At 43.8% G+C, this 13,406-nt stretch carries 15 protein-coding genes and 1 pseudogene; 3 read left to right on the top strand and 13 right to left on the bottom strand.

The genetic code is table 11. From position 1 onward, the window contains the following. Window positions 1-24: 24 nt before the first annotated feature. From ASG89_RS25120 to ASG89_RS25105, 5 genes are all read right to left on the bottom strand, one after another. A complete protein-coding gene (locus ASG89_RS25120; protein ID WP_057313746.1) occupies window positions 25-933 on the bottom strand; it encodes a Gfo/Idh/MocA family protein in 909 nt (302 codons plus the stop codon). A 219-nt stretch (window positions 934-1,152) separates the two neighbouring features. Further along, on the bottom strand, window positions 1,153-1,935 hold the full coding sequence (locus tag ASG89_RS25115) for an alpha/beta fold hydrolase (RefSeq protein ID WP_057313745.1): 783 nt from the start codon (window positions 1,933-1,935) through the stop codon (window positions 1,153-1,155). Between the two features lie 91 nt (window positions 1,936-2,026). Beyond that, complete coding sequence (locus ASG89_RS37210; protein WP_200963533.1) at window positions 2,027-2,203, bottom strand: hypothetical protein; 177 nt, start codon at window positions 2,201-2,203, stop codon at window positions 2,027-2,029. Window positions 2,204-2,336: 133 nt separating this feature from the next. Then, window positions 2,337-3,242, bottom strand: a complete 906-nt coding sequence (locus ASG89_RS25110) for an S-layer homology domain-containing protein (protein WP_057313744.1) — start codon at window positions 3,240-3,242, stop codon at window positions 2,337-2,339. Window positions 3,243-3,345: 103 nt separating this feature from the next. After that, on the bottom strand, window positions 3,346-4,878 hold the full coding sequence (locus ASG89_RS25105; RefSeq protein ID WP_235549911.1) for a tetratricopeptide repeat protein: 1,533 nt from the start codon (window positions 4,876-4,878) through the stop codon (window positions 3,346-3,348). Between the two features lie 114 nt (window positions 4,879-4,992). On the opposite strand from ASG89_RS25105, the gene ASG89_RS25100 reads away from it, so the two are divergent. Next, complete coding sequence (locus tag ASG89_RS25100) at window positions 4,993-5,871, top strand: alpha/beta fold hydrolase (RefSeq protein WP_235549910.1); 879 nt, start codon at window positions 4,993-4,995, stop codon at window positions 5,869-5,871. 7 nt (window positions 5,872-5,878) lie between these two features. On the opposite strand, the gene ASG89_RS25095 is transcribed toward ASG89_RS25100, so the two are convergent. The 6 genes from ASG89_RS25095 to ASG89_RS25070 form a co-directional block, all read right to left on the bottom strand. Next, a complete protein-coding gene (locus ASG89_RS25095; protein WP_057313742.1) occupies window positions 5,879-7,255 on the bottom strand; it encodes a PDZ domain-containing protein in 1,377 nt (458 codons plus the stop codon). Between the two features lie 33 nt (window positions 7,256-7,288). Next, window positions 7,289-8,050 (bottom strand): phosphoribosylformimino-5-aminoimidazole carboxamide ribotide isomerase, encoded by a 762-nt coding sequence (gene hisA / locus ASG89_RS25090; protein ID WP_057313741.1) that lies wholly within the window; start codon window positions 8,048-8,050, stop codon window positions 7,289-7,291. A gap of 530 nt (window positions 8,051-8,580) precedes the next feature. Continuing rightward, the gene (locus tag ASG89_RS25085) at window positions 8,581-9,066 is read right to left on the bottom strand and encodes a hypothetical protein (protein WP_057313740.1); all 486 of its coding nucleotides are present in this window, start codon (window positions 9,064-9,066) and stop codon (window positions 8,581-8,583) included. A 15-nt stretch (window positions 9,067-9,081) separates the two neighbouring features. Next, window positions 9,082-9,390 (bottom strand): hypothetical protein, encoded by a 309-nt coding sequence (locus ASG89_RS25080; protein ID WP_056621264.1) that lies wholly within the window; start codon window positions 9,388-9,390, stop codon window positions 9,082-9,084. Window positions 9,391-9,618: 228 nt separating this feature from the next. After that, entirely contained in the window at window positions 9,619-9,810 is a 192-nt protein-coding gene (locus ASG89_RS25075) for a hypothetical protein (RefSeq protein WP_057313739.1), read from the bottom strand. A 27-nt stretch (window positions 9,811-9,837) separates the two neighbouring features. Beyond that, window positions 9,838-10,887 carry a YheC/YheD family protein gene (locus ASG89_RS25070; protein ID WP_057313738.1) on the bottom strand — a complete coding sequence of 350 codons (1,050 nt, stop codon included), beginning with the start codon at window positions 10,885-10,887 and terminating at the stop codon, window positions 9,838-9,840. Window positions 10,888-11,066: 179 nt separating this feature from the next. On the opposite strand from ASG89_RS25070, the gene ASG89_RS25065 reads away from it, so the two are divergent. Together ASG89_RS25065 and ASG89_RS25060 are read left to right on the top strand one after the other, a co-directional pair. Continuing rightward, window positions 11,067-11,429, top strand: coding sequence for a hypothetical protein (locus ASG89_RS25065; RefSeq protein WP_057313737.1), 363 nt, complete (start codon window positions 11,067-11,069; stop codon window positions 11,427-11,429). A gap of 128 nt (window positions 11,430-11,557) precedes the next feature. Then, the gene (locus ASG89_RS25060; protein ID WP_235549920.1) at window positions 11,558-12,367 is read left to right on the top strand and encodes a YitT family protein; all 810 of its coding nucleotides are present in this window, start codon (window positions 11,558-11,560) and stop codon (window positions 12,365-12,367) included. Between the two features lie 363 nt (window positions 12,368-12,730). Here the strand turns inward: ASG89_RS25060 and ASG89_RS37875 are convergent. Then, window positions 12,731-12,892, bottom strand: a pseudogene (locus tag ASG89_RS37875) (gfo/Idh/MocA family oxidoreductase); the annotation flags it as partial. Window positions 12,893-13,047: 155 nt separating this feature from the next. Then, window positions 13,048-13,311, bottom strand: a complete 264-nt coding sequence (locus ASG89_RS25055; protein WP_057313736.1) for an HPr family phosphocarrier protein — start codon at window positions 13,309-13,311, stop codon at window positions 13,048-13,050. Window positions 13,312-13,406: the final 95 nt, after the last annotated feature.

Below are 13,406 nucleotides of genomic sequence, written 5' to 3'. Positions count from 1 at the left end.
CCTTCAACTCCTACGCTTATCCATCTATAGATTCACTGTAAGCCCTGTTTCCCGACTCTCATTAGCCGCTTCCATAAAACGAATGATTTGCAATGTCTCTTCCTCATCGATATCAGGAGTTCCATCAACAAACATCGTCATAATTTTCTCCAAAAGGCTCGCATAATAAGGCTTCGGATGTTTGTTCACATCAACAAATTGCGTATGTGATTCGCGATGTAGAAGTGCACCAAATTGCCCGTTGCCCTTTCGATTGCCACGAATAGTGCCAATAACACCATTGTCCCATACGCCAGTTATCAGATCATGATCTTCAGTTGTAGCAGCAGTCACGTGCAAGCAACCCTTGCCAAGTACTCTAAAAAGCATTTCTACCGTATGCACACCATACCAAAACAATCCTGGCTGTGTCGATTGCAAAGCCATTGGACCGTAGCAGTCCATCCCGATAATACCACTACTAGTCTCTGAATCTTCTAAGGCAATCGTCAGTTCCTCTGCATATCTTAACGAAGAACAACTCATAATTGGAATGTTATGCTCCTGAGCCAAGGCCATTATTTCACGAGCTTCGGCAGACGAAACCGTCATAGGCTTATCAATAAATATGGGACGGCGATACGACGATACATGGCGGAACTGCTCCAAATGAATGCGACCATCCACCGATGTCATCAGTATGCCATCGCAATTCGCTGCTACTTCTTCCGCTGAATCAACGATTTCCACACCTGCATCGCGAAGCTGCGCAGTGAATCCTTCAATACGAGAATAACTCATTTCAAAATCCGGTGAACCACCCGGATAAGCAATGGTGACCTTACCTCCAGCAACATGAAAAGGATGATCCTTATTGTTTAACATTTGTGTAAATACAGGCGCATGTGAGGAATCAATGCCAATGATACCAATTCGAAATGTAGACTGATTCATAAATGGAACAACCTCCAAGCAAGTTTAAATTAATTTGAACTTTCATGTGTGATCCGCTTGATTGAAAATCCCTTCATACTCATCATAATGAAATTACACATAAGAGACAAGTCTTTAAATAGTCTATATAATACCCTCACTTGAAGACTTTACATAAATGAGAAAAAGCTTCCCTCTTGGGAAGCTTTACCTTGTAACTCATGGAGCACAATACCAACCTCAACCTATAAACTGTGTTAGGACATAATTAAAGCGATCTCTTTCCTCCCAAAATGCACCATGTCCGCTGTAATGAAACGGAATTAGCTGCGAATTCGGAATCCGTTTATTCATTTCCACCGCTTGTTGGTAAGGAATCACTTTGTCATGTATGCCGTGTACAATTAAGGTAGGTGCTTCAATTCGACCAAGATCAGCTGCCACATTCTCATCTCTCAGCAATCGAATGACTGCCGCTGTTGACCAACTAGCTGCTTCCAAGCCCATTTGAAAGAACCAATCTGAGAATCGTCCCGTTATATATTGGAAAAAGAACGAATCCGTTACATTTTGCAGCATATTTGCACGATCGTTGGCATTCTCTTGCAAGAACTTAGCTGCGGTTTCGTTCGTAAAGCCCGTTGGTGCAGCTGCATCAATCAGCACAAGTTTCGCTACACCTTGGCCATGATGTCTGGCCATATAACGGATTGCGATAGCACCGCCTGTTGAATGTCCAGCAAGTGAAATGCCTTCCAGCTTCAAGGACTGGATCACCACATGCAGGTCATCTGCAAGCCGATCGTACGTATAGCCATCCATCGGTTTATCCGATTGGCCGAATCCACGCCAGTCCACACCAATACAGCGATACCCTAGACCTGGCAGCACATTGAATTGATACTCAAATTGTGTATGTGACAAAGGCCATCCATGAATGAATAGGATGGTCTTCGTCCCTTTTGGATTGACATCTTCGATAAACAATTTCACACCATTTTCCACTTGAACATAGTATCCCACGCTTGACGCCTCCGTTATGGAAATCACTTCTGTCCATTACGATATTCAACTAGGCAAATATCGGTGTCAATGGGCTTAGCCTTGTGGTGAATTATTCAGTTTTTTGATGGTTCGTGTAGACCCCAATGACAGAAAGAAGCGCAGCAACACCATTGGCAATGGCATTCGCTGTCTCATCTGTAATGATATCCATGCCAAATGCATCCAAAATTAATTTGGCTGCACCTAACAAACCTAATGCTAACGTGTAATAGTTGATTGTTTTCATATCTCTCACCACCCATCTGATAGAGGATGCTATATGCTATGTGAGAGAGTACGAGCCTGCACTAACCGAATAAAAGGTGGTAAACGTACAAAAAAATGCCACTATCCTCAACGGATAGCAGCATTGCTCCCTATTATTTCGTTCCGCTAACTTCAGCTTTCACGACATACTTCGAAGATACATAGGTCTCCGCTTTTGCCTCCGTCATGACTTGTGCATACATTTTGTCAGGTTGCGGCTCAGTCAACGAATACTTCACAATGGCTTGACCACCGGGCTCAAACTGGATGCTGTCAATGTTAATCCCATAGCCAGGATTCGGCTTGACACCTCTGGAAAGTGTCACTTTGTTCACATCATCGTTCACTTTCTCAACCGATACCGTGACTTCTTCTACTTGTGGTGGTTTCTGCACATGCGTCTCTAGCATACGAATGGCGTTATACAGCCAAGTCGCAGCTTCTCCTCTAGTAAGCTCGCTCTTGGGATGGAAATTACCGTCCCCATCGAGAGTTGTGATTTTGTATAACAATAATCTCTGAATGGTGCCTTGATAGTCTACAGTAAGCTGATCTTCATCTTGGATTTGGATAAACATTTTCACCAGTGGAAATTGTCCCTTGGTTTCGAGCGCTTTAACCAATAGATTTCCGAATTGTTCACGTGTGATCGTTGCATTCGGATTCACATCCTTCGGGATGTCCAGGTTGTGGTAATGCGCAATGATGAACGCATCTGCATACCAAGCATCATTCGGAATGTTCGAATAGCTATCAGATGCTAGTGGTTGCTTAATGAATCGCAAATGATCCAAGTTAAGGTCCAAGCCTTTGACGATCATTTGGACACTTTGTGCATAGCTGATTTTACCTCTTGGAACAAAATGCTCGTTATCAAAACCACTCACAATACCTCGATCTTTCAGAGCTAGAACTGCTGTTGCTTGTCCTTCTTCTAAGTCTGAGAAAGCGTATGCGGAACCAAAGGTCAAACTACTGCCCAGCAAAACAGTTAAACTTAATGCTGCTATTTTTTTCATGCGAGTGCTCCTCTCAATTGAAATTGGTATTTAGCACCATACAAGTAATGGATACTTTCCTAACGTCAGGAGCACCGATATTGTTGCAGCTTCAGCCATTTTGTTAACGCATTGAAAACAATAGCTCCCGTAAAGCAATTGCTTCTTCATGCGCAGGGGATTGCGAAATTGTACGTTCTACATACCGTCTGGCCGCATCATCTTGTCCCAGCTCGTAGTAGCATACCGCCATCTCATAGAGAACAGTCGCATCATTGTCCAGATTCGGCTGTGTACGTTCAAAATACGGGATTGCTTCCTGATACATGTCCATTTGATACAATAGAATTCCACAAGCTAGCGCAACATCCGTGTTACCATCCATTGGATAATAATGTGCCCACATGTGATCAATTCCTTGCTGAAGCGCGCTCCATTCATGATCCATACTATCTGGAATCAGCTCAATCAGACGTTTGGTACAGGGCAGTAAAAACTGTGTATCGTAGCCGCTCAAGCGCCATAAGGCCAAAAGCTGCGGCATCGTCTTCTGCTCCACCTGTGTATCAAAAGCTTCCTTTAGATTAAAGAAATCATCAGGACCAAATCGTTCCACAAACCTATCATAAGCTAATCTGGTGAGTCCATACTGGTTAGGTTCAGAAAGATTGAGCATACAACCGATGTTTAAGTACGTATAGGGATGCTTCGTGAACAAAGCCTGTCCACCCTGAGCTTCGCAAATATAGCTAATCGCATGATAATTGGCCGTTAATGAAATACTGCCGTGATGAATGAGCTTAGGAGGTTCGTTATATTCCCAGCTTTCTAAGCGATGATCTCCTTTATCAGCGGTTAGCAGCAGGAAACCCTCCCGCGATAATGCTTTCAAACGATTTAAACATGCCAAGCCTACTTCAGGCATAAGAACATGAGAATCTGAAATATGCTGACGATACACATGTAATAGCTCACGGTATGGATATGACTCGTCATCATATCTGTTTTCCCTTTGATAGTGATAGCTCCCTACCACCTCTTTCAACTGCTGAGAAACACTCAGTTCATGAGCCCTGTCCGGAAATTGTAATGAAATTTGGCAATCATACACCTGATGATCTTCAATATAAATTAATTCCTGTGGCAGGCTGTCAAAAAAATAATTCGCCATAATAACTAACGGCTGCGTAAGATCACCAGATACAATGCGTTCGCCGGCATGTTGCAAATAAATTTCACTATGATGTACCGCATCAAATTTCGCAAAATCCAACACACCTTGCTCCACATATGGCCTTAAGCAGGTATGTTGCCTCCAGAACGCTATGTTCTTCTCTGCCAAATCGCTCATCACATATCGAAACGGCGGGAGCAGGATTCTAGCCTGTTGCGTTAGTTTCGTTAACTCCTGCAACACATAAAACGCGAATTGACCTGAACCCGCTCCTAGTTCTAGGATCATCACGGAAGCTGTCAGCTGGCCAATTCTAGCTCTATCCTGCAAGAAACCAAATACCGTTTCCGCATAAGAAATGGCCATCACCCGATTACTTGTTATGTACTGTGGCACATCTCCGCTCTGCCAAGCTGTAATACCCTGTTCCTCGTAATACGCCCGTTGCAGTTCCCAGATTGGTGCTTCACTAAACCTATACATCTTGTGCTCCCTATGTGTCATTCTGTGATCCGTTTCCCTTCCAATTCAATTTCCAATCGCACAAACGTCATCTGGGCATATAGTAAGATATCACTACGCGAGAGGAAGACCACAATGACTTATCCCAATGAGAATTACCAGAATCCTGGCCCATCATGGCCACACCCTTATCCATCCAATCCCATGCCCACTAACTGGCCCTATATGCCAACTCCTTGGATCCAAGAGAATGATTCCTCCTACCGTGCCAAAGAGCAGCCCCTTACTTTCGTCCTTGTCCATGGCTCTTGGGCGGATACCAGCTTCTGGGCCGGTATAGCTTCAGAGTTAAGCAAAAAAGGTCATACCGTCTACGTCCCTGAATTCCCAGGACATGGCGCTGACCCGAATAAAAATGTGACGCATGCGATGATGTCCAAATCGATCGCCGATTTCATTATTTCTCATAACCTGCATAATATTATTCTAGTTGCGCACAGCTTTGGAGGTACTTTGATCCAAAAAGTAGCAGAACTCGTTCCTGATCGCTTGAAGCGACTCGTATTTCTGAACGCCTTCGTCCTCAAAGACGGCGGAATGGCCGCAGATGAGTTCCCTCCTCACATCACAGAGCAATTCAAACAGCTCGTTGCGAGTTCCAAAAACAACACGCTTACGCTGCCTTTCGAACTATTTAGAGAAACATTTACCAATCTGGCAACGCTCGAGCAAGCCAAACGCATTTATAGCAAAGCTTCACCAGAGCCAGCTGGTCCGTTATTTGAAAAGTTAGATTTGAAGAAATTTTACAGCCTTCCGATCCCCAAAAGCTACGTATACATCATGGAAGACAATGTGATTCCATTCGGTGATCCGAACTATGGCTGGCATCCGCATATGTCAAGTCGACTGGGCATCTTCCGCTTCCTGCAACTCCATGGCGATCATATGACAACTCCGCAATATGAGCCCAAGCTTGTTGCCAGCAAGTTATATGAAGCGGCCCGAGATTAACTCGAACCTATGAAGAAGAGCAAGCGGGTGCACCAGCTTTGGGATTAACTTTCAACCAATTCAAGATATCATCTAACGTTCGCACGGGTACGATAAGTAAGTCACCAGCACCTTTCCTCGCTTCAGCTTCATTAGACACAGGAACGAAAAACACATCCGCATTCGTACGGCTCACGGTGTAGGCTTTCTGCACGAGCCCACCGACAGGACCAACGGAGCCATCGGGCTCAATAGTCCCTGTCCCGGCAACGTGATGACCATACGTCACACCGCAGGGTGTTAGCTGGTCTATTAGTGTTAAGGCCAGCATCGCTCCATGTGACGGTCCACCTTCATGCAACAAATAGGTATGATAAGTCACAAGCTCAGGGATATCGTAGCGGAGTTCATTCGCAATCATAATACCGATGGAAGCACGGGCTGGATCGTCTGTACTGGCACGTGTAGCTACCATCAACTCGACTTTCGCTTTATTCCGTATGACCGATAGTCGGATGGATTCCCCAGGTTTGATTCCCTGCATCCGCTCGCTGAGCTCCTGAGTCATGGTAATCGGCTGTCCATTCAGCGCTGTAATGACATCGCTTGGTTGAAGCACCTCAGCGGCTTTCGTATTTTGCAAAACGGCCGTAATCCGAACACCATCCGCTAGGATGCCTTTGCCTATCCCCACTTTATGGAAGGCAATCGCGCTTCCCGCGGCGTTCGCGTCTTCCTTCATTGTACGAACTTCCTGATTATATTCGCCAAGCGACATCCCTAACGATTCGATCTTCTCAAACGTGTAATCTTTAAAAAGCTTCGCATACAACCAGTCCATTGGAAATGCCGGCCGTTCGAAAATAAGAACTCCCGAAATATCGCCATGTTTAGAGCCACTTTCAGCTTGCGCATATCGATTCATATTGAGCGTAATACCCGGATAGGTTACCAAATAGGAAGTTGGCCACAGCATCAACGCCAAGAGACCGAGTGTCACACCAAAAAAGAGTACACTTTGGCGTGGCACTTTGCGTTTCTTCCTTTCGTCTAGGATCATATCCGTTGCGATTAGAAGCAGACTAAGGATCATTGCAGAAGCAGAGAACTCTAGCTTTTTGGGCATGGTAACTACAATAACAGCACTTAGTAAACAAACAAAACAGATGAGGCCACGAAATACTTTCATGCTCCGTGTTTGCGATTGTACAAGGTGCAGAAGTGCAGCCACCATCCAGATCAAAGGAACAATTGCAATCGCATAAATCAGCCCATCAATCAGATCTATCCAGTAAAAGCGTGTCCCCCATCTTAACGGATCTGGCAACCAAACTAGCTCTCCAATCATGATTAACAGTAGGATAATGCCAATTCCCCACACATACAGCTTGTGCCAAAGTACCATCGCACACATCCTTTTTACAAACAAAAACTATTGTTACAACGCGATGCTTAACTGCTGGACAACCTCATCATACGAGAGCTTCCCGCCGAAAATATCAAGAGCACTGCCTACCGTAATATCTAATTTCCCTTGGGAAAGCTGTCTAAATAACGCCAAATCCTCAAATGATCTAGCACCGCCAGCATAGGTAGTTGGAATAGTGACCCACTCTGCCAAAGAACTTACCAGACTCTCTTGGATCCCACTCTGCTTCCCTTCCACATCAACCGCATGTATCAGAAATTCATCGCAATACTGTTCAAAGAATCGTATAGTCTCTTGATTCAATTCCACATCACTTAACTGTTTCCATTGATTCGTTGCTACATACCACTTGCCATCTTTTTCTTTGCAGCTAAGATCAATAACTAATTTCTCTTTGCCAATCGCTTCAACGATCCGTGTCAGATTATCCATATTCAGCTGTCCATCGCGAAAAATATAAGACGTTACAATCACGTGTGAGGCCCCTTGCTCCAAATAAAAGCTAGCGTTCTCCGCATGTATGCCTCCACCGATTTGCAGTCCCCCAGGATACGCAGCAAGTGCTTTAATCGCTTCTTCCTGATTCCCATCGCCAAGCATAATAACATGCCCGCCGGTTAAACGATCTCTTTTGAACATTTCCGCATAATAAGTTGAGTCGTGCGAAGATACGAAATTCTCAACTACTGCCTGCCCCACGCCACCTAGGGTTTCACCGACAATTTGTTTCACTTTACCGTTATGTAGATCAATACATGGTCTGAATTTCATTATGTTATGTTCCCCTTTGACATTCGTAGTACTTGAACGATTACCATACATTATAACATAAAATAGCCGCTTGAACCGGAAACGAGTGCGATGCATGCTACGTATAGTGGCGGGTGGCGTCAATGGCCTTGCGCACATTTTTTGTGCGCTAGCCTACGGTGGCCGGCGGTTCCTTTGGCCTTGCGCACTTTTTTTGTGCGCTAGCGTACGGTAGCCRGCGGCTCCWTTGGCCTTGCGCACTTTTTTTGTGCGCTAGCCTACGGTGRCCRGCGGCTCCTTTGGCCTTGCGCACTTTTTTTGTGCGCTAGCCTACGGTGRCCRGCGGCTCCTTTGGCCTTGCGCACTTTTTTTGTGCGCAAATCCAGCCGTGGGCAGTGCCTGCAAGCCTGCCACACTTCATTGAATTTTATTCTTTATAAATTACACAAAAAAGCCCTCCAAGGAGGGCTGATCTCTCTGATCCATCTTATCACTGAATCTCTCTGATCCATCTTACCACTGAATCCATCTGATCTCTGATCCATCTGATCTCACTTCTTATCGAAGCCTTCTTCTTCCAAATACTCTTGGACTTCTTCATACGTTTCAAAGGCGCAATCGAGGTTTTCCCCGGCGTAGATATACCATAAATCTTCCACAAAAGTTACGCTCAACGTGTTGCCATCTTCATCTACCCAAATCCAAATCTCTTCTTGAGGGTCTTGGACTTCCTCGACCTTCGAAACCTTGGGACTACCGCTACGAGTTAAAGACTGAATCGACTTCATAATAATCTTACGAAGCTCGTCTTCACTATAATCCCGAATGTTAATTAAACCTTTGGCATCCACCGTACAACCTGGGATGTATTCGGCATACACGAATCCATTTCCATTCGGGTGAAGATGATAAAGAACTGTTGTCTTCTCATAGTCACTTTCTAAATAATGAAAATTAATTCGCCCCAGTGAAACATCCTTACGCTGCAGTTCAGGGAAGGATGCTGCTATTGCTAACTTCTCGTCTAAACTAAGCATACAAGCCCCCGCAACTTAATCAATCACTTGAATTTTAAACACGTTCTCGAGCTTACCGTCCGCTCTCTTCTTCAGAGGAACTTTAATATCTCTCCCGAGCTCTTTGAAAAAAGTCTCAACATCACATTGTACATTTGAAAGAACAACTTTAAATGAACCATCTTGGACGATATTCTGATTTGCTTCAGCAGGTACCGTAATATCAACTGCGTACTTCTTCGTTAACGTGTTAATATAACGACTAAAAATTTCAATGAGCTCCTCATTATTGAAATTTTCGATTACCACTTTGCCCTTGTTTGTAAAATTTAAATGAACGTTCACCTTTAAATGTCCCCTTTTCCTGTACACCCTGTATTTGCTTGTGGGTAAAAGCCTACATCGAACGAATAATGCTTCACTTCTATTTTACTTGTTTATAGGGGTATGAAGCAACACAAAAGCCAAATTCATTTTCTGTACACAAAAAGAAGCAGGTATTTCCCTGCCTCTACGGGTATTGCTTCTATACTAATTATGCCACATTCACCTAAATTCTACCCACAAATGGCATTAAGCTTTTTCCGGAATTCGCCTTATACGTGTCTGCATACGATTAATCGAGACCATTCGAAATTCGCCAAACGTCTGGATACGCTGACGAACAGCTTCGGGAAAGGTTGGATGATACACTTCCAAACGATCGTCAAGCTCGTTGTACCATGGCAATAAATTCATTTTAATGACGAGAACACGTTCACTCACATCCCCACTCCACCTTTTCACGCAGGTTTACTTGCTCAATAAATATTTGGCATAAAGCATCGGTGTTTCATATGTGCGATAAAAAGTCTTGTTCAAATTCAAATGCTTATATTGATATCGCTGGTCGCGGCCATTCACTTCGATTAACCATATTGCACCTTGATGATCAATACCAATATCCATCCCTACATCCGAAATCGAGGGAATTTGCTGACTCAAGCTCTCTGCGATCTGTAGTGCTGCTTTTTCAACCTGTTCCCTTTTTACTACAGGGTCAAAGCCGTTGCTGAGAAATAACTTTTCACAAATTACAGCTTCACCGCCCTTGGCCAAATTCGTGACATGGCGACCATCTGCAGCGACCTTTCCAGCAATCCCTGTAACTCCCCATTGTCCTCTAGCGCCGCGTTGTACCGATACCCTTAAGTCGTAAGGGCGTCCTTCATACATCGAAAGTGGAATCGTTTTTTGAATCAAATAGGATTGGCCATTGACTTTCTCATCTATAAAATCAATCATTTGCTGTTCAACAAGCTGCCTAGGTAATTGATTACTCCACCAGACTTGCCATGTTCGATCTGGCATCGCAGTAACTTTTATAATTCCTTTTCCCACAGAACTATTCGTTGGCTTGACAAAAAAGGAATCCTCTCGGTGAATCGCTTTAATCAAATTTTCACGTGAATACTTCATGGTATGTGGAAGAAATTCAGAGCTATTCGCACTCGCGCGTAACAATCGATGAATATGAAGCTTATCATGTCTATTTTGACCATTGAAAACGTGGCTTATCTTAGCTATCGCTTTTAATTTCTGCTGCGAAGTCGGGGAGAGAGTCATGGCACGATTGTGAATCACCTTCGGGATCGGCAGGCGTTTCAGCGTATACTTCTTACTCTCATAACTCAAGCCAAGCGCTGACTTCGAGTTAACATGCTTTAAGCACGTGTAGAAAGGGATCAACCCTAGCTCAACTGCTGCTTGATTATAGTAGTCAATATGTTCATATCCGGTTTGTTTTCGAAGGATGCCGAGATAAGTTTTACGATCTAGGAGAATGCCAATCACACTGCTCACAGTTTCACCTCTCCTACTTGGGTTCATCTTATTAATGTATGCACTATTGGCCTAATTGGTCCAAATTCACGATAGGAAATCCCGATAACAGGTTTCGTACACATCGGAGTTTGACTCATTCGAGATGAAGTGCTACAATTCAAGCAAATTTGGATTCATATTGTCTGGAGGGGATGGTTGTGAACCCTTTAACACGCAAATGCTGTTGGACAATCATGGTCTGGCTGATTCTCGGACTTTTCGTCTTCCCATTAACACCCCCCATATCCAATCACGCTGCAGCCGATACCGATGTTCTCATTTCAGCCAACACCACTCAGGTCTTGACTAGTCAACAGCAATCGCCTAATAAGGAATTCATTCACGTTTACGAAAATAAAATTCAACTGCATGATCAGTTTCACAAGCACTATGAAATGACCGTTTTTGTTGTATTCATCGTTTTTTTGACACATTTAATCTGGAAAAAGCTGAAAGTTATCTTACTTGCTTTCCTCAAATTCACCTCACGTTATACGGGCCTTATTCCTTCTTACTCATAAGTAACGAAAATGAATGATTGAGGAAAAGAGGAACTTTCATGGCTAATTCACTGGCACAAGCTCAAGCTCATACTCATGCACAACATCAAAAATTAACAAGATTGAAATTTGCACGCAGAATCTTTTTTATGATCATCGGTGCCGCTCTCGTTTCCATCGGATTAGAAATTTTCTTAGTTCCAAATCATATTATCGATGGTGGCATAGTAGGGATTTCCATCATTGCATCTCATTTATCTGGCTTCCCTCTCGGTATATTTCTCGTTCTGCTCAACCTGCCTTTCGTCTTACTCGGATATAAACAAATTGGCAAAACCTTTGCTATCTCAACCACCTTCTCTGTTATTATCATGTCGATTGGCACATCTTTACTTCACCCTGTTAAAGCCATCACCATGGATCCTTTGTTAGCAGCTGTATTCGGTGGGATTATCCTTGGGATTGGCGTCGGGCTCGTTATTCGATCAGGAGGATCGTTAGACGGCACTGAAATTGTAGCTATTTTATTTAGTAAAAAGACAGCCTTCTCGGTAGGCGAAATTGTTATGTTCTTCAACTTGTTTATTCTTGCCAGTGCAGGCTTTGTATTCGGTTGGGATCGTGCGATGTATTCTCTGATTGCCTATTTTATTGCTTATAAAATGATTGATATCACGATTGAAGGTCTTGATCAATCCAAATCCGTTTGGATTATTAGCGATGAATACGAGAAAATCGGGGATTCGATTACGAATCGGTTAGGTCGAGGCGTCACGTACCTCAAAGGCGAAGGTGCCTTTACGGGTGATGATAAAAAGGTCATCTTCAGCGTCATTACACGACTCGAAGAAGCGAAGCTCAAATCCATTGTCGACGACTTGGATCCAAAAGCCTTTCTTGCCATCGGGAATATCCATGATGTTAAAGGTGGACGATTCAAGAAGAAAGATATTCATTAATCGCCGCTTGGAGTGGGGTTTACCGCTCGTTCGAGCTTCTAAATTAGGCAATAACTGGATTACTTACAGCTAATTTCACTCCTATCTTGCGAAAATCACACATAACTGGATTTCATGTATCTAATTGGCCTCGATTCACTCACAAGTGTCGAATTTGGCAAAATTAGCTGTATGAAATCCATCTATCGTGTGTTTTCGGCCGGACGGCGTGAAATTAGCTGTATTTTTTCCATTTAGTTGGATAGGCGAAGCTTAAAATTGATGCTACATACAGAAAAGCCAACAATCCCACACGTCGTGTGAATTGTTGGCTTTTTGAGTACCTAATACCATTGCCATTGTCGCGGCAATCGGACTCCGCCCGGCGGCCACAACCTCGGCAAGTGGCTCACCCGCTCCGTCCCACAGAGCCGTGCCCTGCTCGCCCGTCACGCGCCAGCCCGCCTCCCAGGAGGTCTGTGCACCTTCCGCGCATCAGGAGCCGCGGTAGCCGTACACAGAGCCTTCTGACATCTCGTAGATGCAGAACCAATTGCATCGAATTGAATCAACTTACCAAAAGTGCGGATGTTCGCGTCATACCGGCGATTTTGCATAATCTATCATGTCACAGCTCTATTTAATCTTGTCGAGCTAATACAATTAAATTCAGTCTTCTGAAAGCGCATACGAGCTTGCAGTTAACAAAAAATCCGAAATAAATCAAAAATAAAATGCATTGCCTCTTCCTCATCTTTTCCTCTCGTAAGCAAACGCAGCGTTGTGCCTGCTTTAATCGGAACTAACAGCATGCCCAAGACACTTTTCACGTCAACTTTATGGTGCTTATCATCAAACTGAAAGTCGAGTGTGATATCCGAAATAAAATGAGATGATTTCGTAGAAATACCTGATAAATCGCTTCGCTCTAAATCCTTCGTAACCATAAATTCGTGTACGCGCATGCCTCTCGACTTCCTTTCCATGACATTTGGAGGTTTGTGATTTCTCATTATGTGTGGTATTATACAAAGATATTTGTGAAAAGTGAAGTGTTGAA

Source organism: Paenibacillus sp. Soil766, assembly GCF_001428105.1.
In the GTDB taxonomy this organism is placed as follows: domain Bacteria; phylum Bacillota; class Bacilli; order Paenibacillales; family NBRC-103111; genus Paenibacillus_E.
This window is presented reverse-complemented; position numbering and strand designations above follow the sequence as displayed.

Excerpts from the sequence above, each read along its gene's own strand:
- ASG89_RS37210 (WP_200963533.1), bottom strand. The coding sequence starts at position 2,203 with ATGAAAACAATCAACTATTACACGTTAGCATTAGGTTTGTTAGGTGCA.
- ASG89_RS25105 (WP_235549911.1), bottom strand. The coding sequence starts at position 4,878 with ATGTATAGGTTTAGTGAAGCACCAATCTGGGAACTGCAACGGGCGTAT.
- ASG89_RS25060 (WP_235549920.1), top strand. The coding sequence starts at position 11,558 with ATGATCATCGGTGCCGCTCTCGTTTCCATCGGATTAGAAATTTTCTTA.
- ASG89_RS25120 (WP_057313746.1), bottom strand. The coding sequence starts at position 933 with ATGAATCAGTCTACATTTCGAATTGGTATCATTGGCATTGATTCCTCA.
- hisA (WP_057313741.1), bottom strand. The coding sequence starts at position 8,050 with ATGAAATTCAGACCATGTATTGATCTACATAACGGTAAAGTGAAACAA.
- ASG89_RS25085 (WP_057313740.1), bottom strand. The coding sequence starts at position 9,066 with ATGCTTAGTTTAGACGAGAAGTTAGCAATAGCAGCATCCTTCCCTGAA.
- ASG89_RS25110 (WP_057313744.1), bottom strand. The coding sequence starts at position 3,242 with ATGAAAAAAATAGCAGCATTAAGTTTAACTGTTTTGCTGGGCAGTAGT.
- ASG89_RS25100 (WP_235549910.1), top strand. The coding sequence starts at position 4,993 with ATGACTTATCCCAATGAGAATTACCAGAATCCTGGCCCATCATGGCCA.
- ASG89_RS25055 (WP_057313736.1), bottom strand. The coding sequence starts at position 13,311 with ATGCGCGTACACGAATTTATGGTTACGAAGGATTTAGAGCGAAGCGAT.
- ASG89_RS25095 (WP_057313742.1), bottom strand. The coding sequence starts at position 7,255 with ATGGTACTTTGGCACAAGCTGTATGTGTGGGGAATTGGCATTATCCTA.